This is a genomic window from Blastococcus sp. TML/M2B (assembly GCF_016612865.1).
In the GTDB taxonomy this organism is placed as follows: domain Bacteria; phylum Actinomycetota; class Actinomycetes; order Mycobacteriales; family Geodermatophilaceae; genus Blastococcus.
Genome location: NZ_JAENZZ010000002.1, coordinates 747,200 through 762,974, shown reverse-complemented (window position 1 = coordinate 762,974; position 15,775 = coordinate 747,200). Strand labels below are relative to the sequence as shown.

Here is a 15,775-nt window from a genome sequence, read left to right as displayed (position 1 = left end):
CGTTTTTCTACGACACGTAGAAGAACTGGGTGTGAGTCGGGCGACAGGGGGAGCGATGGCCTCGCTGGGTGAACTGGAGCGGGCCGTCATGGACCAGCTGTGGTCGGCGGACGGGCCGGTGGCGGCGACCGCGCTGCGCGACGGGCTGGCCGACCGCGGGGTCGCGCTGACCACCGTGCACACCGTGCTGACCCGGCTGGAGCAGAAGGGCTTCGTCGTCCACGACGACGCCCGGCCCCGGCGCTTCTCCGCGCGGGCGAGCCGCGAGGACCACGCCGCCGAGCTGATGCACGAGGTGCTCGGCCAGGCCGCCGACCGGCAGGCGGTGCTGGCGCGGTTCGTCGGCAGCGTGAACGACGACGAGGCGCGCCTGCTCCGGGAGCTGCTGGCCGGCGGTCGCTGATCCGGCTGCTGCCCACCGCTGCCCCGCCGACCGATGCTGCCCGTCACCGCGGCCGCCCTCGCCGTCCTCGCCACCCTCCTGGCGTGGCCGGTGCCGGCGCTGCTCGGCCGGGCCCGCTGGCCGGGGCGCGATCCGTTGGTGGCGCTGGTCTGCTGGCAGGCGATCGGGCTGGCCGGAGGGCTGTCCATCATCGGCGCGCTGCTCGTGCACGGCCTGGCGCCGTGGGGGCACTCGCTGCCGGAGGCGTGGTGGTCGTGGGTCCGGGGTGAGCCGGCCGGCAGCCCGGTGCGCGGCGACCACTGGGTGACCATGACGCTGGCCGCGGTGCTGGCCCTGCAGCTGGTCGGGGTGCTGGTGCTGTCCTGGGTCCGGACCGCCCGCGCCCGGCACCGCCACCGTGCGCTGCTGGAGCTGGTGGTCGAGCCCGGCGCCGCGCCCGACACCCGGCTGCTGGAGCACCCCGCGCCGGTCGCCTTCTGCATCCCGGGCGCCCGCCCGCTGCTCGTGCTCTCCTCGGGAATGGTGGCCGAGCTGGACGAGGCCGAGCTCGCCGCCGTGGTCGCGCACGAGCGGGCGCACCTGCGCGAGCACCACCACCTGCTGCTGCTGCCGTTCGTCGCGTGGGAGGCGGCGCTGCCGGTGCTGCCCGCCGCCGGGCGCGCGCACGGTGCCGTCCGCGAGCTGGTGGAGATGCGGGCCGACGACGTCGCGCTGCGTGCGCTGGCGGAGGGTGACCTCGACGGCGCCGACCCGCGGCGCACCCTGGCGCAGGCGGTCGTGGCGGCGGCGGGCCGCCCCGGTGCGGCCGAGGTGCCCGGTGGCGCGCTGGCGGTGACCGGGGGCGGGGTGCGGGCCCGGGTGGTGCGGCTGCTCGAACCGCCGGCGCCCCTGCCTCCGGCGGCGCGGGCCGGCGCGCTGCTGGGCGCCGTCCTGCTGCTGCTCCTGCCGACGGCGTTGCTGCTGCTACCGGCGCTGTGACCCGCGCTGTGACCCGCGCTTTGACCGGCGCTGTGACCGGCCCGGTGACCGGCGCTGGGGCCCGGCGAGCACCCGCGAGGCCACGGCGGAGCCGAGCGCGACCGCTGCGCTGACCCGGGCCGCCCGGCCGTACCGCGCCGAGGCGAGGAACGGCAGCAGGCTCGCGGCGTGCAGCAGGTCGATCCCGGCGCCGGCCCGGAGGAGCGCCGGTGCGGGGCGGGCGAGCACGGCGGCGTGCTGGGCCAGCATCCGGACGCCGAGGGCCCGCACCAGCCAGGCCCGGTCCCGCGGGAACGCCGGCGCGACCGCGTCGAGGACCTGCTGCGGGCGGGTCAGCAGGACGAGCCCTGCGGTGGCGCCGGTGGCGGCCAGGGGCCGGGCGCCACGCGGAACCGGAGAGCCGGGCGCGGAGGTCATGTCCCCGACGCTAGTGCTCTGAGTCATGGGGGACTCAGAGCACTAGCGCGCGGACGAGGACATGGCCGCGGGCGGAGCGGTGGGCACCGCCCCCACCGCGTCCCGGTTCTCGGGCAGCGGTGCGAACCCGCGCAGCCGCAGCGAGTTGGAGACGACGAACACCGAGCTGAAGGCCATGGCTGCGCCGGCGATCATCGGGTTGAGCAGGCCGGCCATCGCCAGCGGCAGCGCGGCGACGTTGTAGCCGAACGCCCAGAACAGGTTGCCCTTGATCGTGCCCAGCGTGCGGCGGGCCAGCCGGATGGCGTCGGTGGCGGCGCGCAGGTCGCCACGGACCAGGGTCAGGTCGCTGGCCTCGATCGCCACGTCGGTGCCGGTGCCCATGGCCAGCCCCAGGTCGGCCTGGGCGAGGGCGGCCGCGTCGTTGACGCCGTCGCCGACCATCGCCACGACCCGGCCCTCGGCCTGCAGCCGCCGCACGACGTCGACCTTCTCCTGCGGCAGCACCTCGGCGACCACCTCGTCGATGCCGACCTGCGCGGCCACGGTGCGGGCGGCGCGGGCGTTGTCGCCGGTGAGCAGGATCGGCGTCAGCCCCAGGGTGCGCAGCTGCGCGACCGCGGTGGCGGAGGTGGGCTTGACCGCGTCGGCGACGACGAGGACGCCGCGCGGGGCGCCGTCCCAGGCGACGGCCACCGCGGTGCTCCCGGCGGTCTCGGCGTCGTCCACCGCGCGCTGCAGCTCCGGGGTCAGCCCCGCGGACCACTCGGTGAGCAGCCGCGGCCGGCCGACGACGACCGCCGCGCCGTCCACGACGCCGTGCACGCCCAGGCCCTCGACGTTGGTGAACCCGTCGACGGCGGGCAGGTCGCCGCGCTCGGCGGCGGCAGCCGCCACCGCCCGCGCGATCGGGTGCTCCGAGGCCGCCTCGAGGGCGCCGGCCAGGCGCAGCAGCCGGTCGGCGTCCTCGCCCGCGGCCGGGACGACGTCCACCAGGGTCATCCGGCCGGTGGTCACCGTGCCGGTCTTGTCCAGGACGACGGTGTCCACCCGGCGGGTGCTCTCCAGCACCTCGGGGCCCTTGATGAGGATCCCGAGCTGTGCGCCGCGGCCGGTGCCCACCATGAGCGCGGTCGGCGTGGCCAGCCCCAGGGCGCAGGGGCAGGCGATGATCAGCACCGCGACGGCGGCGGTGAACGCGGCCGGCAGACCCGCGCCGGTGCCGATCCAGAAGCCGAGCGTGGCGACGGTCAGCGCCAGCACAACCGGCACGAACACCCCGGAGATCCGGTCGGCCAGCCGCTGCACCTCCGCCTTGCCGTTCTGCGCGTCCTCGACCAGCCGGGCCATCTGCGCCAGCTGGGTGGCCGAGCCGACCCGCGTCGCGCGCACGACCAGCCGACCGCCGGCGTTCACGGTGCCGCCGACGACGGCGTCGCCCGTACCGACCTCCACCGGCACGGACTCGCCGGTGAGCATCGAGGCGTCGACCGCCGAGGAACCCTCGGTGACCTCGCCGTCGGCGGCGAGCTTCTCGCCGGGGCGGACGACGAAGAGGTCGCCCACCGCGAGCTGGTCGACCGGCACCCGGCGCTCGGTGCCGCCGCGCAGCACCGAGACCTCCTTGGCGCCGAGCTCGAGCAGTGCCCGCAGCGCAGCGCCCGCCTGCCGCTTGGACCGCGCCTCGAACCAGCGCCCCGCCAGCAGGAACGTGGTCACCCCGGCGGCGGCCTCGAGGTAGATGTTGCCGCTGCCGTCGGAGCGCTCGATGGTCAGCTCGAAGGGGTGCACCATGCCCGGCACGCCGGCGGTGCCCCAGAACAGCGCGTAGACCGACCAGCCGAAGGCGGCCAGCGTGCCGAGCGAGACGAGGGTGTCCATCGTCGCGGCGCCGTGCCGCAGGTTGGTCCAGGCGGCCCGGTGGAACGGCAGGCCGCCCCACACGACGACGGGCGCGGCGAGGGTGAGCGAGAGCCACTGCCAGTACTCGAACTGCCAGGCCGGCACCATCGCCAGCACGACCACCGGCACGCTGAGCAGCGCGCTCACGATCAGCCGGGTGCGCAGCGCCCGGGCCGGGTCGTCGGCGGCCGGGTCGGCCTCCCGGGTCGCGGGCGGCTCGGGCAGCGCCGCGGTGTAGCCGGTCTTCTCGACGGTGGCGATCAGGTCCTCGGTGGTGACGTCGCCGGTCACGGTGACCCGCGCCTTCTCGGTGGCGTAGTTGACCGTGGCGGTGACGCCGTCGAGCTTGTTGAGCTTCTTCTCGACGCGGGCGGCGCAGGAGGCGCAGGTCATCCCGCCGATGAGCAGCTCGACGTCCGCGGGGGAGGTCTGCGTCATGGGGTGTGCTCCTCGTGCGACGGGACGGGCGCGCCGTCCGACGGCGCCGGTGCGTGCTCGGTGGGGGAGACCTCCGCGGGTGCCGGCCCCACCGGGCCGATCGGGCCGACGGCCGAGCCGACGCCGACCGCCGCCCCGAAGACGGCGAGCAGCCCGACGCCGAACGCGGCGAGCTTCAGGCGGGTGTCCATGGCGGTGCGGCTCCCCGGGTGGCCTGGTCAGCCGGCCACGGAGTAGCCGGCCTCCTCCACGGCGGCGCGGACGGCGGCCTCGTCGACCGGCGCGTCGCTGGTCACGGTCAGGCCACCGGACTCGAGGTCGACGTCGACGGAGCCGACGCCCGGGACGGCCGAGACCTCCTCGGTGACGGCGCTGACGCAGTGGCCGCAGGTCATGCCGACGACGGTGTAGCTGGTGGTGGTCACGGGGGTGTCCTTCCGGATCGGGGGTGCCTGGCGGGGGTGCCTGGAGAGGTGCCTGGAGAGGGTGACCGGACGGGTCAGGAACGGACGAGGCGCGCGATCGCCTCGGTGGCCTCGCGGACCTTCTCGTCGGCCTCGCGGCCGCCGGTCCGCGCGGCGGCGACCACGCAGTGGCTGAGGTGCTCCTCGAGCAGGCCGAGGGAGACGGCCTGGAGTGCCTTGGTCATGGCCGAGACCTGGGTGAGGATGTCGATGCAGTACTTCTCGTCCTCGACCATGCGCTGGAGGCCGCGGGCCTGGCCCTCGATCCGCCGCAGCCGCTTGAGGTACTCGTCCTTGCGGTGGATGTAGCCGTGCTGGTGGCTCGCGTGCGTGCACTCGGCGGACGCCGTCCCGGACGGCTGCTCGACGGTGGTCACCGGGACCCCTCCTGACCGGGCGGCTCGGATGTCGCCCGAATGGAACTATACCCCCCTAGGGTTCCTGTGCAAGGAGTTCCGCAGCTCGTCCAGAGCGGTCAGCGCGGCGGCGAGCCGGTCCTGCAGGTCCAGGATCGTCCCGGCCGAGGCGAGCGAGTGCCCGTCGTCGAGCAGGCTCCGGAGTCGCGCCGCCACCGCGAGCTGGGCGCGCGAGTAGCGGCGGTGCCCGCCGGCCGAGCGGTGCGGCTGGAGGGTGCCCGCGAGGTCCAGGCTGCGCAGGAACGCGGCCTGGACGCCGAGCAGCTCCGCGGCCTGGCTCATCGTGAGCGCCGGGAAGTCGGGGTCGTCCAGGCGGCGCAGCCGGTTGCCGGCGTCGGTCATCGCCGTCCTCCTCGGGTCGGGGTCTGCGCGGGGCGGGAAACGGGAGAGGGGCCGGACCCGCCGGGTCCGGCCCCTCCGGTCGCCGTCGTCAGCTGGTGACGGCCTTCTGGTCCGCGGGTGACGCGTCGCCCTCGATGGTGCGCCCCTCGACGGCCTGGGGCGTGTCGGCACGGGTGACGGTGATCTTGCGGGCCCGGGCCTTCTCGGCGATCGGGATGCTCACCGTGAGCACGCCGTCGTGGTAGCTGGCCTCGAGCCGGTCGGTGTCCAGGCTGCGGCCGAGGACGAGCTGCCGCGTGTAGCTGCCGTACGGCCGCTCGGCGGCCACCCACTCGGCGTTCTCCAGGTGCGGGACCGAGCGCTCGGCGCTGATCGTGAGCGTGGTGCCCTCGACCGAGAGGTCGATCGAGCCGGGGTCGACGCCGGGCAGGTCGAAGTGGGCGACGAAGTTGTCGCCGACCTTGTAGGCGTCCATCGGCATGCCCGACAGGGGGCGGGCGGTCATCGAGCCGGAGCGACCGGCCAGCTGGTCCAGTGCGCGGAAGGCGGCGGACGTGGCGGCGAACGGGTCGTAGGCGGTCAGCATCATGGTGATACCTCCACAGGAAGTGCTGGTCTGCTCGCTGCCCGAGGAAGAACCTCTAGTGGCGACTGGAGATTACCTCGCTCGTGCGCTCTAGTAAACGTCCAGCGCGCAAGATTGTTCCCGGGCGCGCGGTTCCGGAACCCGTGCGTGGAGGCGTACCCGCCGGGGAACATGCGGCGCCATGGGAGAGACCACGGAGCAGGGCGGACGTGGGGGCGGGGCCGAGCCGGAGGTGCGCGCGGCGACGGCGGGGGACGTCGTGACGCTGACCCTGGACGGCGAACTGACCGACGCGGCGCGGCGCCCGCTGGTGCGCGAGCTGACCGAGGCGCTGCTGTCGGGCCGGCCGGTGCGCCGGGTGGAGCTGCAGCTGGGCGGCGTCCCCTTCATGAACTCCGCCGGCATGGCCGTCCTCGTGCAGCTGCAGCGCATGGCCGCACCCCGCGGCGTCGAGGTCGCGCTGGTGACGCCGTCGACCGCCGTCACCCGTCCGCTGCAGCTCAGCGGCCTGTGGCACCGGTTCCCGGTCCTGGACGAGAACGGCGCCGAGGACGTCGCGCAGGGCGGCTCCTAGCCTGACCGGGTGCCTCCCAGCCACCCGCACAGCCACGGACCCGACCCGGACGCCCCGCCGCCGAGCCCGGAGGCGCTGGGGCGCCGACGGCGCGCGGTGTGGCTGATGCTCCTGCTGCTGGTGCCCGTCGGCCTCGCCACGGTGATCGGCCTGCTCGTGCTGTGGCCCGACGGCGGCCCCACGCGGGCGTCCCAGGCGGCCGCGCAGGCGCTGCCGCCGGGCACCACCTACCCCGACGGCCGGGTGGTCTCGGTGCAGACCGAGGAGTGCGGGGTCGAGGCCACCGCGCTGTGCGCCACCGCGGTCGTCGAGGTCCTCGACGGCCCGGGTGAGGGCGACTACGTGCAGATCGGGCTGGACGAGGTCGTGGTCGCCAACGGGGTGGCCGAGGGCGACGTGCTCGTGCTCAGCCGGGACGCCGGCGCCGACGGCGGAGCCCTCTACAACTTCAGCGACTTCGCCCGCGACACCCCGATCGTCACCCTGGCCGTCGCCTTCGCCCTCGTCGTCGGGCTGGTCGCCCGGTGGCGCGGCCTGGCCTCGCTGGTCGGGCTGGCGTTCGCGTTCTTCGTGCTGCTGGAGTTCGTGCTGCCCGGGCTGCTCGGTGACTCTCCGCCGGGCCTGGTCACGCTGGTCGGCTCCGCGGCGATCATGTTCGTCGTCCTCTACCTGGCGCACGGGTTCACCGCGCGGACGACGACGGCGCTGGTCGGCACGCTGTTCGGGCTGGCCCTGGTCGCGGTCATGGGTGCCCTCTCCGTCGCCGCGGCCCGGCTGACCGGGCTCACCAGCGAGGAGACGGTGACGCTGCAGGGCTACGACCCGACGCTGGACTTCTCCGGCCTGGTGATGGCCGGCATCGTCGTGGCCGGCCTCGGCGTGCTCAACGACGTCACGATCACCCAGGCCTCCGCGGTCTGGCAGCTGCACGAGGTCGACCCGTCGATGACCTGGCGGGAGCTCTACAGCCGCGGGATGGCGGTGGGGCGCGACCACATCGCGTCGACCGTCTACACGATCGTCTTCGCCTACGCGGGCGCCGCGCTCCCGCTGCTGCTGCTGTTCGAGCTGTACTCGCAGCCGTGGGAGGTCGTGCTCACCTCCTCGGCGCTGTCGGAGGAGGTCATCCGCACGCTGGTCGGCGCGATCGCGCTCGTGCTCGCCGTCCCCGTGACGACGGCGGTCGGCGCCTTCTTCGCCAAGGCCGCCGACACCTCCGCGGGCACCGCGACCGAGCGCCGGGTGACCGCCCTGCGCAGCCGCTTCGCCCGATGAGTCAGGCTGTCGGCGTGACCTCCGACCTGCTCGCCGCCGCCTCCGCCGCTCCCGGCTTCATGCCCGACGACGAGGGCCGTGCCCTCTACGAGGCCGCCCGCAGCCTCGCCGTCCCCGGTCCGCTGCTCGAGGTGGGCAGCTGGATGGGGCGCTCGGCGCTGTACCTGGCCGCGGCCGCCCGCGAGACCGGGCGCACCGTGATCACCGTCGACCACCACCGCGGCTCCGAGGAGCACCAGCCCGGCTGGGAGTACCACGACCCGTCGCTGGTCGACCCCGCCGTCGGGCTGATCGACACCCTGCCCCGGTTTCGGAACACCATCGCCACCGCCGGCGCCGAGGACGTCGTGGTCGCGATCGTGACCCGCTCGGAGGTGCTCGCGCCGCTGTGGAGCACGCCGCTGGCGCTGCTGTTCCTCGACGGCAGCCACACCGAGGAGTCCGCGCGCCGGGACCAGGACGCCTGGGTCGCCAAGCTCGCCGTCGGCGGCACGCTGGCCATCCACGACGTCTTCCCCGACCCGGCCGACGGCGGGCAGGCGCCCTACGGCGTCTACACGCGGGTGCTGGAGTCCGGGGAGTTCACCGAGCTCCCCGGTGTCGGGTCGATGCGGCTGCTCCGCCGGGACCGATGACCGATCCGCTCTCGGCCGAGCGGGCCGCCGCGCTGGCCCAGATCGAGGCGCTGACCCGCGAGTTCGACGAGGTGGTGGCCGCCTCCAAGGCGTCCAACGCCGACGACGAGCACGATCCCGAGGGCGCCACCATCGCCTTCGAGCGGCAGCAGGTGGCCGCCCTGCTGGACCAGGCGCGGCGCCGGCTGGCCGACGTCGACGCCGCGGTCACCGCGGTGGAGGCCGGCACCTACGGCCGCTGCGAGAGCTGCGGCCGGCCGATCGCGGCGGAGCGCCTCGCCGCGCGGCCCGCGGCCCGCACCTGCATCGACTGCGCCCGCTGATCCCCGCGAGATCTGCACACTCGGGGCAATCGCTGCCCTGAACACCCCGAGTGTGCAGATCTCGTGGAAGAAAACGCAGCGGATGTCGAGGACGCGCGATCGGCTCCGTCCCCGGGGTGCACGCGGCCAGAATGGGCCGCACGTCCCGAGGAGAAGACGATGGCCAAGTACCTGCTGCTCAAGCACTACCGCGGTGGTCCGACCGCGCCCGGCTTCGAGCCGATGGACCGGTGGAGTCCGGAGGAGATCACCGCGCACATCCGGTACATGGACGAGTTCGCCGACCGACTGCGGGAGAACGGCGAGTTCGTCGGCGAGCAGGCGCTCGCGCCCGACGGCCTGTGGGTCCGGTACGACGGGGAGGGGCGGCCGCCGGTCACCGACGGCCCGTTCGCCGAGACCAAGGACCTGATCGCCGGCTTCATGGTCATCGACGTGGACGGCCCCGAGCGGGCGATCGAGCTGGCGGGTGAGCTGTCGGCGGCGCCGGGCAAGGACGGGAAGCCGATCCACGAGTGGCTCGAGGTCCGGCCGCTCTACGGCGAGCCGTCCCTCGTCTCGGAGTGACCGCGCCCGTCGACGAGGCCGTGCTGCGCGGCCTCGTCCCGGGCGTCCTGGGCGTCCTCGTCCGCCGCGGAGCCGACTTCGCGGCGGCCGAGGACGCCGTCCAGGAGGCGCTCGTCGAGGCGCTCCGGACCTGGCCGGCCGAACCGCCGCGGGACCCGAAGGGCTGGCTGGTCGCGGTGGCGTGGCGCCGGTTCCTCGACGCGACGCGGTCCGAGGCAGCGCGTCGACGACGCGAGGAGCGGGTCGAGGAGGAGCCCGCGCCCGGCCCGGTGCCCGAGGTCGACGACACCCTGCACCTGTACTTCCTGTGCGCCCACCCGGCGCTGTCGCCGTCCTCGGCGGTGGCGCTGACGCTGCGCGCCGTCGGCGGCCTGACCACGCGGCAGATCGCGGAGGCCTACCTGGTGCCCGAGGCGACGATGGCGCAGCGGATCAGCCGCGCCAAGCGCACGATCGCGGGGGCGCGGCTGGACCGGCCCGGCGACGTCGGGACCGTGCTGCGGGTGCTCTACCTGGTGTTCAACGAGGGGTACTCCGGGGACGTCGACCTGGTCGCCGAGGCGATCCGGCTGACCCGGCAGCTCCTGACGGTGACCGACCACCCGGAGGTGGCCGGGCTGCTCGCGCTGATGCTGCTGCACGCGGCCCGGCGGCCGGCCCGGACGGCGCCCGACGGGAGCCTGGTGCCGCTCGCGCAGCAGGACCGCAGCCGCTGGGACACCGCGGCGATCACCGAGGGCGTGCAGCTGCTGCAGACGGCGCTGTCGCGGGACCGGCTGGGGGAGTACCAGGCGCAGGCCGCGATCGCCGCGCTGCACGCCGACGCCCGCACCGCGGCGGAGACCGACTGGGTGCAGGTCGTCGGGTGGTACGACGAGCTGGTCGCGCTGACCGGCAACCCGGTCGCCCGGCTCAACCGGGCGGTCGCGGTGGGCGAGGCCGACGGGCCCCGGGCGGGCCTGGCGGCGCTGGCCGACCTGGACCCCGGGCTGCCGCGCTACGCGGCGGTCGCCGCCCACCTGCACGAGCGGGACGGCGATCCGGCCACCGCGGCCCGGCTCTACGCCGACGCGGCGCGCGCGGCGACGAACCGGGCCGAGCGCGACCACCTCGTCCGCCAGGCCGCCCGGCTGAACGCTCAGCTCACGTAGCGGCGGGCGGTGGAGCGGCGCTGCGCCTGCTCGAGCGCGGCGAACCGGGCCTCGGCGTGCGGGGGGAGCACCCGTCGCTCGCGCAGCACCCAGGGCAGCCCGCGGGCGGCGTCGACCAGGGCCAGCGCGGTGGTCCGGTCGCGCGGCACGGTGCGCAGCAGGTGCAGCGTGCGGCGCAGCGCCGGACGCACCGGACGGCGCAGCCACGTCGTCCAGAGCGTGTTGCGGATGCCGTCGCGGCGGCGCCGGTGCGGATCGCGGGCGCGGCTGGCCTCGTGGTGCACGGTGAGCCCGGGCAGGTAGCACAGCTCCCACCCGCGGGCGGCGAGGTCGCCGGCCATCAGCTCCTTCTCACCGCCCAGCCACAACCGCGCGGAGAACCCGCCCACCTCGTCGAACGCGGCGCGGCGCAGGACGGAAGCGCCGGCCAGGAACGAGCCCAGCGCGGGGCCGGGCAGCCAGTCGGCGCCGCGGACGGGGGAGTCGCGCAGCTCGGGCACGATCGGGTCCTCGTGGCCGCCGGGCTCGACCAGGATCCGGGCCGTGACGACGGCGAGCCGCGGGTGGGCGTCCAGGGTGTCCGCCGCGGTGCGCAGGGATCCGGGCTCCCACCACGTGTCGTCGTCGGAGAAGGCGACGTAGGGGGTGCTCAGCCGGGCGACGCCGAGGTTGCGGCCCACCGCGCCCAGGTTCTCCGGGCTGGCGATCAGCTCGACCGCGGGGAAGCCGCCTCGGACCGCCGCGGCCGTGCCGTCGGTCGAGCCGTTGTCGACGACCACGACGTGCGGCCGCTCCGGCAGGGCGAGCAGCCGCTCCAGCGCGAGGAGCAGCTCGTCCCGGCGCTGGTGGGTGATGACGACGACGCCCACCCGCGGGTCGGCCGTCACGCCGACCCCAGCAGCCGCAGGTCGGCGCGCACCCGGGGCGGCACGGGCTGCCGCCGGCGCAGGGCGGCCGGCACGTCCGGCAGGGCGCGGGCCAGGCCGGTGAGCCCCGGGCGGCCGGCGCGGACCGCGTCGCGGAGCACCGCCCCGACGTCCGCGGCGGGCAGCCGCATGGCCGCGGTGAGCAGCCGGCTGCGCCAGATGCCGGCCTGCCGGCGGTGGGGGGCGTCCCGCCGCGCCGACGGGTGGTGGTGCACGGTCACTGCGTCGACGTAGGCCATCGACCACCCGGCGGTCGCGAAGTCGAGGGCCAGCCGTTCCTCCTCCCCGGGGAAGCGGACGACGGGGTCGAAGCCGCCGACCGCCTCGAACGCCTCGGTGCGCACCAGGGCGGCGCACGCGACGAAGCCGAGCAGCGCCGGCCCCGGCAGGTTCCCGCGGGGGAGCGGGCTGCCGGCCATCGCGGCGCACACCGGGTCCAGCCGCTCCTCGGGCCCGACCAGGATCCGGGCGTTGAGGACGGCGAGCCGCGAGTGCGCGCGCATGACCGCCACCGCGCGGGCGAGGTCGCCGGGCGCCCACCAGGAGTCGTCGTCGGCGAACGCGACGAACGGGGTGCGGGCCCGGGCGGCGCCCAGCGTGCGGGCCCGGGCGCCCACGTTGCGCTCCAGCGGCAGCACGGTGACCCCGGGGTGGGCGGCGCGCACCGCAGCCACCGTGCCGTCGCTCGAGCCGTTGTCCACGAGGACCACCGGCGCCTCGTGCCGGGGCAGGGTGACCAGCAGGTCGGCGCGCCGGTTCCGGCTGGCGACGACCACGGTGACGTCGGCCGCGGTGACGTCGGCCGCGGTCGAGGGGGCGCTGGGCTCGGTCACGGGGTGACCGTGCCCGCACCTCCCCGGAGCCAATCGGCGGTGCGCGCGTCGACGGTGCCGGCGCCCGGGAGCGCGGCCGGGTCGGCGAACAGGCCCGAGGCAGGGGTGGCCCCGGACAGCGCGTCGGCGGCCAGCAGCACGGCCGCCGCGGTCCACGTGGTGCGCTCGATCGGCCAGCGGGCGTCGTCGGCGAAGACGTAGCCCGTCCAGTAGGACCCGTCGTCGTCGCGCAGGTGCTGCATGGCCGCGACCTGCTCGAGGGCGGCGTCCCGCTGCCCGGCGACCACCAGCGCCAGTGCCAGCTCGCAGGTCTCGGCGCCGGTCACCCAGGGGCGGTCGGAGACGCAGCGCGCCCCGAGCCCGGGGACGACGAAGGTGTCCCAGCCCGCCGCCAGCCGGTCGCGGGCCTGCTCGCCGGTCACCGCGCCGCCGAGGATCGGGTAGTACCAGTCCATCGAGTACCGGGACCGGTCGGCGAAGGCCTCGGGGCGGGTGCGCAGCGCGGTGCCGAGGTCGGTGACCGCCAGCTCCCAGTCCGGCTGCGGCTCGCCGACGAGGCCGGCCAGCGCGATCCCGCAGCGCAGCGCCTGGAACAGGCTGGCGTTGCCGGTGAGCAGCGCCAGCGGGTCGGGGGTGCGGTCGGGGCGCAGCGCCCAGCCGATCGCGCCGCCGTCGAGCTGCATGGCCACGACCAGGTCCAGTCCGCGCCGCACCACCGGCCAGAGCTCGTCGACGAGCTGCTCGTCGGCGGTGATCAGCCAGCGGTGCCACAGGCCGACGGCGAGGTAGCCGGCGTGGTTGCTCTCCACGTCGGCGGACACCTCCGCGCCGTCGCGGTACTCGGACGCCCAGGAGCCGTCGGGCCGCTGGGCGGCGGCCAGCCAGCGGTAGGCCGCGGCGGCGCGCTCGTGCTCGCCGCCCAGGTCGAGGGCCATGGCGGCCTCGACGGAGTCCCACGGGTCGAGCTGGCCGCCGCGGAACCACGGCAGCGCGCCGTCGGCGAGCTGCTCACCGGCGATCCAGGCGACCGTCGTCCGCACCTGGTCGCCGGTCAGCACTCCCGGCAGCTCGGGCAGCAGCCGCTCAGCCGACGGCAACGGCCGGCTCCGCGTCGGCGGGGGCGGAGCCGCGCGCCGTCGCCGGCTTGTCGGCGTAGATCGCGAGGCTCTTGCCGATCACCGGGTCCAGCACCTTCTCGGCGGTGCGGGTCAGCCAGCGGCCGGTGCATGAGGTCCCAGACCAGGAGCTTGTGGTACCCGCGGACGGCGGCGTTGTCCTTCTCCACCCCGACGGCGCACTTGAGCCACCAGAACGGCGCGTGCAGGGCGTGCGCGTGGTGGCTGGCGCCGGGGACCAGCCCGACCGAGGCGAGCCGCTCGCGCAGCTGGCCGCGGCGGTAGATGCGGATGTGCCCGCCCTCGTTGGCGTGGTACTCGTCCGACAGCGCCCAGCAGATCCGCTCGGGGCCGTAGCGCGGCACGGTGATGACCATCCGGCCGCCGGGCTTGAGCACCCGGAAGATCTCGGCCATCGCCGTGACGTCGTCCGGGATGTGCTCGAACACCTCCGAGGCCATGACCCGGTCGACGCTCGCGTCGGGGAAGGGCAGGTGCAGCAGGTCGCCGCGGACCACCTCGAAGCGGGCGGGCGTGCCGTCGGGCCGCAGCCCCGCCTCGCCGGCCTCGCCGATGGCGCCCAGCCAGCGCTTGGTGGTCTCCACCTCGGAGACGCCCCAGTCGACGGCGACGACGTCGGCACCGCGCCGGTAGGCCTCGAACGCGTGCCGGCCCTCGCCGCAGCCGAGGTCGAGGACGCGCATCCCCGGCCGCAGGTCGAGCAGGTCGTAGTCGACGGTCAGCAAGGACGTCCCTTCCGTTCCAGGGTCTGCGCGTACCAGTCGGCGGTGCGCTCGGCGGTGGCCCGCCAGGTGTAGTTGTCGAGGACCCGGCGCCGGCCGGCGCGGCCCAGCTGCTCGCCGAGGGACGGCGAGTCGAGCACCAGCTTCAGCGCGGCGGTGAGCTCGCCGACGTCGCCGGCCTTCACCCGCAGCCCGGCCTTGGTGCCGACGACCTCCGGCAGCGCGCCGGCGTCGGTGGTGACCAGCGGGGCGCCGCAGGCCATCGCCTCGATCGCGGGCAGCGAGAAGCCCTCGTAGAGCGAGGGGATGGCCACCACGGTGGCCCGCTGCATGAGCCCGATGAGCTCCTCCTCGGGCACCGAGCCGGTGAACCGGACGGCGTCGCGCAGGCCCAGCCGGTCGCGGGTGGTCTCGGCCGGCCCGCCGGGCCGGGCGCTGCCGACGACGGTGAGCGTCACCGGCCGCTCGGTGCGCAGCTTGGCCAGCGCCTCGAGCAGGTGCACCAGCCCCTTGAGCGGCACGTCGGCGCTGGTGACGACCAGGATCGAGTCGCTGTCGCGGGGCCGGCCCTCGGGCGGCGGCCGGAACGTGTCCGGGTCGATGCCGTTGGGGATCAGGTCGATCCGGGACGACGGCAGCCCCATGTGCTTCTCGATGTCGACCCGGGAGGTCTCCGACACCGTGGTCACGGCGTCCAGGCGCTGCACGACCTTGGCCTGCATGCGGGTGAAGGCGTACCAGCGGCGCAGCGTCAGCTTCTTGCGCAGCGACGGGGCGGCGGCCAGCTCCAGCTCGCGGTCGATGGCGATCGGGTGGTGCACCGTCGCGACCGTGGGCATCCCGGCCTTCGTCAGCTGCAGCAGGCCGTAGCCCAGCGACTGGTTGTCGTGGACGACGTCGAACTCGTCGGCCCGCGGGAGCAGGTGCCGGGCGGCGCGCAGGGTGAAGGTGAGCGGCTCGGGGAAGCCGGCGGCGCACATGGTGGCCCACTCGGCGACGTCGACCCAGTCGCGGAACTCCGAGGGCCGCGGCATCCGGAAGGGGTCGGGCTCGCGGTAGAGGTCGAGGCTGGGCAGCTTCGTCAGCGGGACGCCGGGGTCCAGCACCGGGTAGGGCTGGCCGCTGAAGACCTCGACGCGGTGGCCCAGCTCGGCCAGCTCGCGGGAGAGCGCGCGGACGTAGACGCCCTGGCCGCCCCCGTGCGGCTTGCTCCGGTAGGACAGCAGTGCAACGCGCAACGACCGTCCCATGCACCGGACTCTAACGAGGCCACCCGGCGTGTCCCGCCACCAGCCGCGCCCGGACCCCCGTCCGGGTGGGCGGCGCACCTGCGATCGTGGTCCCCATGATCCGTCACGTCGTCACCTTCACGTGGTCACCGACGGCCTCCCCGGAACAGGTGGCCGCCACGATCGAGGCCCTGCGCGGTCTGCGGCACGAGGTCGGCGGGATGAGCTACCTGGTCGTCGCGGAGGACGCCGGGCTCTCCGACGGCAACGCCTCCGCGGTGCTGATCGCCGACTTCCCGGACGCCGAGGCGTTCTACCGCTACGCCCAGGACCCGGTGCACCTGTCGGTCATCGCCGAGTTCGTGCGGCCGATCCTGCGCTCGCGGGTCGCGGTCCAGTACGTGGCCTGAGGCGCCCGGCCCGGCCCCGCGGACGGCGTGCCCGTGCGCGGCCCGGCG

General features: G+C 75.5%; 21 protein-coding genes. 9 read left to right on the top strand and 12 right to left on the bottom strand.

Going from position 1 to position 15,775, the window contains the following annotated elements:
- The first annotated feature begins 55 nt into the window (after positions 1 to 55).
- Positions 56 to 403 carry a BlaI/MecI/CopY family transcriptional regulator gene (locus JKP75_RS12265; RefSeq protein ID WP_200490961.1) on the top strand — a complete coding sequence of 116 codons (348 nt, stop codon included), beginning with the start codon at positions 56 to 58 and terminating at the stop codon, positions 401 to 403.
- 33 nt (positions 404 to 436) lie between these two features.
- Positions 437 to 1,381 carry a M56 family metallopeptidase gene (locus JKP75_RS12260; protein WP_200490962.1) on the top strand — a complete coding sequence of 315 codons (945 nt, stop codon included), beginning with the start codon at positions 437 to 439 and terminating at the stop codon, positions 1,379 to 1,381.
- On the opposite strand, the gene JKP75_RS12255 is transcribed toward JKP75_RS12260, so the two are convergent.
- The 7 genes from JKP75_RS12255 to JKP75_RS12225 all read right to left on the bottom strand — a co-directional run bounded on the left by JKP75_RS12255 (position 1,367) and on the right by JKP75_RS12225 (position 5,949).
- Complete coding sequence (locus JKP75_RS12255) at positions 1,367 to 1,798, bottom strand: hypothetical protein (protein WP_200490963.1); 432 nt, start codon at positions 1,796 to 1,798, stop codon at positions 1,367 to 1,369. The two genes, JKP75_RS12260 and JKP75_RS12255, sit on opposite strands and share 15 nt — an antisense overlap.
- Positions 1,799 to 1,840: 42 nt before the next feature.
- The gene (locus tag JKP75_RS12250; protein ID WP_200490964.1) at positions 1,841 to 4,138 is read right to left on the bottom strand and encodes a cation-translocating P-type ATPase; all 2,298 of its coding nucleotides are present in this window, start codon (positions 4,136 to 4,138) and stop codon (positions 1,841 to 1,843) included.
- Positions 4,135 to 4,329: a hypothetical protein gene (locus JKP75_RS12245; protein ID WP_200490965.1), complete on the bottom strand. Its 195-nt coding sequence runs from the start codon at positions 4,327 to 4,329 to the stop codon at positions 4,135 to 4,137. The genes JKP75_RS12250 and JKP75_RS12245 overlap by 4 nt, the downstream gene beginning before the upstream one ends.
- Positions 4,330 to 4,356: 27 nt before the next feature.
- Complete coding sequence (locus JKP75_RS12240; protein WP_200490966.1) at positions 4,357 to 4,563, bottom strand: heavy-metal-associated domain-containing protein; 207 nt, start codon at positions 4,561 to 4,563, stop codon at positions 4,357 to 4,359.
- A 74-nt stretch (positions 4,564 to 4,637) separates the two neighbouring features.
- Positions 4,638 to 4,907 carry a metal-sensitive transcriptional regulator gene (locus JKP75_RS12235; protein WP_200491403.1) on the bottom strand — a complete coding sequence of 90 codons (270 nt, stop codon included), beginning with the start codon at positions 4,905 to 4,907 and terminating at the stop codon, positions 4,638 to 4,640.
- A gap of 117 nt (positions 4,908 to 5,024) precedes the next feature.
- On the bottom strand, positions 5,025 to 5,360 hold the full coding sequence (locus JKP75_RS12230) for a MerR family transcriptional regulator (protein WP_200490967.1): 336 nt from the start codon (positions 5,358 to 5,360) through the stop codon (positions 5,025 to 5,027).
- Positions 5,361 to 5,448: 88 nt separating this feature from the next.
- Positions 5,449 to 5,949, bottom strand: coding sequence for an Hsp20/alpha crystallin family protein (locus JKP75_RS12225; protein ID WP_200490968.1), 501 nt, complete (start codon positions 5,947 to 5,949; stop codon positions 5,449 to 5,451).
- 178 nt (positions 5,950 to 6,127) lie between these two features.
- Between JKP75_RS12225 and JKP75_RS12220 the strand changes: the two genes are divergently transcribed.
- The 6 genes from JKP75_RS12220 to JKP75_RS12195 all read left to right on the top strand — a co-directional run bounded on the left by JKP75_RS12220 (position 6,128) and on the right by JKP75_RS12195 (position 10,471).
- Positions 6,128 to 6,520, top strand: a complete 393-nt coding sequence (locus tag JKP75_RS12220; protein ID WP_200490969.1) for an STAS domain-containing protein — start codon at positions 6,128 to 6,130, stop codon at positions 6,518 to 6,520.
- 9 nt (positions 6,521 to 6,529) lie between these two features.
- A complete protein-coding gene (locus JKP75_RS12215; RefSeq protein WP_200493119.1) occupies positions 6,530 to 7,795 on the top strand; it encodes a YibE/F family protein in 1,266 nt (421 codons plus the stop codon).
- A 14-nt stretch (positions 7,796 to 7,809) separates the two neighbouring features.
- Positions 7,810 to 8,430, top strand: coding sequence for a class I SAM-dependent methyltransferase (locus JKP75_RS12210; RefSeq protein WP_309229789.1), 621 nt, complete (start codon positions 7,810 to 7,812; stop codon positions 8,428 to 8,430).
- Positions 8,427 to 8,753: a TraR/DksA C4-type zinc finger protein gene (locus tag JKP75_RS12205; RefSeq protein WP_200490970.1), complete on the top strand. Its 327-nt coding sequence runs from the start codon at positions 8,427 to 8,429 to the stop codon at positions 8,751 to 8,753. Before JKP75_RS12210 ends, JKP75_RS12205 begins: the two co-directional genes overlap by 4 nt.
- Positions 8,754 to 8,912: 159 nt before the next feature.
- Positions 8,913 to 9,320, top strand: coding sequence for a YciI family protein (locus JKP75_RS12200; protein WP_200490971.1), 408 nt, complete (start codon positions 8,913 to 8,915; stop codon positions 9,318 to 9,320).
- Positions 9,317 to 10,471, top strand: a complete 1,155-nt coding sequence (locus tag JKP75_RS12195) for an RNA polymerase sigma factor (protein ID WP_200490972.1) — start codon at positions 9,317 to 9,319, stop codon at positions 10,469 to 10,471. The genes JKP75_RS12200 and JKP75_RS12195 overlap by 4 nt, the downstream gene beginning before the upstream one ends.
- Here JKP75_RS12195 and JKP75_RS12190 read toward each other — a convergent pair.
- Genes JKP75_RS12190 through JKP75_RS12170 form a run of 5 tightly spaced genes read right to left on the bottom strand, consistent with a single transcriptional unit; the run spans position 10,459 to position 15,338 of the window.
- Positions 10,459 to 11,358 carry a glycosyltransferase gene (locus tag JKP75_RS12190; RefSeq protein WP_200490973.1) on the bottom strand — a complete coding sequence of 300 codons (900 nt, stop codon included), beginning with the start codon at positions 11,356 to 11,358 and terminating at the stop codon, positions 10,459 to 10,461. The genes JKP75_RS12195 and JKP75_RS12190 overlap by 13 nt on opposite strands.
- On the bottom strand, positions 11,355 to 12,230 hold the full coding sequence (locus tag JKP75_RS23990) for a glycosyltransferase (RefSeq protein WP_200490974.1): 876 nt from the start codon (positions 12,228 to 12,230) through the stop codon (positions 11,355 to 11,357). The genes JKP75_RS12190 and JKP75_RS23990 overlap by 4 nt, the downstream gene beginning before the upstream one ends.
- Positions 12,227 to 13,327, bottom strand: coding sequence for a prenyltransferase (locus JKP75_RS12180; protein WP_242471276.1), 1,101 nt, complete (start codon positions 13,325 to 13,327; stop codon positions 12,227 to 12,229). Before JKP75_RS12180 ends, JKP75_RS23990 begins: the two co-directional genes overlap by 4 nt.
- Complete coding sequence (locus tag JKP75_RS12175; RefSeq protein WP_242473308.1) at positions 13,282 to 14,091, bottom strand: class I SAM-dependent methyltransferase; 810 nt, start codon at positions 14,089 to 14,091, stop codon at positions 13,282 to 13,284. The genes JKP75_RS12180 and JKP75_RS12175 overlap by 46 nt, the downstream gene beginning before the upstream one ends.
- Positions 14,085 to 15,338, bottom strand: coding sequence for a glycosyltransferase family 4 protein (locus JKP75_RS12170; RefSeq protein ID WP_200490976.1), 1,254 nt, complete (start codon positions 15,336 to 15,338; stop codon positions 14,085 to 14,087). Before JKP75_RS12170 ends, JKP75_RS12175 begins: the two co-directional genes overlap by 7 nt.
- Positions 15,339 to 15,433: 95 nt before the next feature.
- Between JKP75_RS12170 and JKP75_RS12165 the strand changes: the two genes are divergently transcribed.
- Positions 15,434 to 15,727, top strand: coding sequence for a Dabb family protein (locus JKP75_RS12165; RefSeq protein ID WP_200490977.1), 294 nt, complete (start codon positions 15,434 to 15,436; stop codon positions 15,725 to 15,727).
- The last annotated feature ends 48 nt before the right edge of the window (positions 15,728 to 15,775 follow it).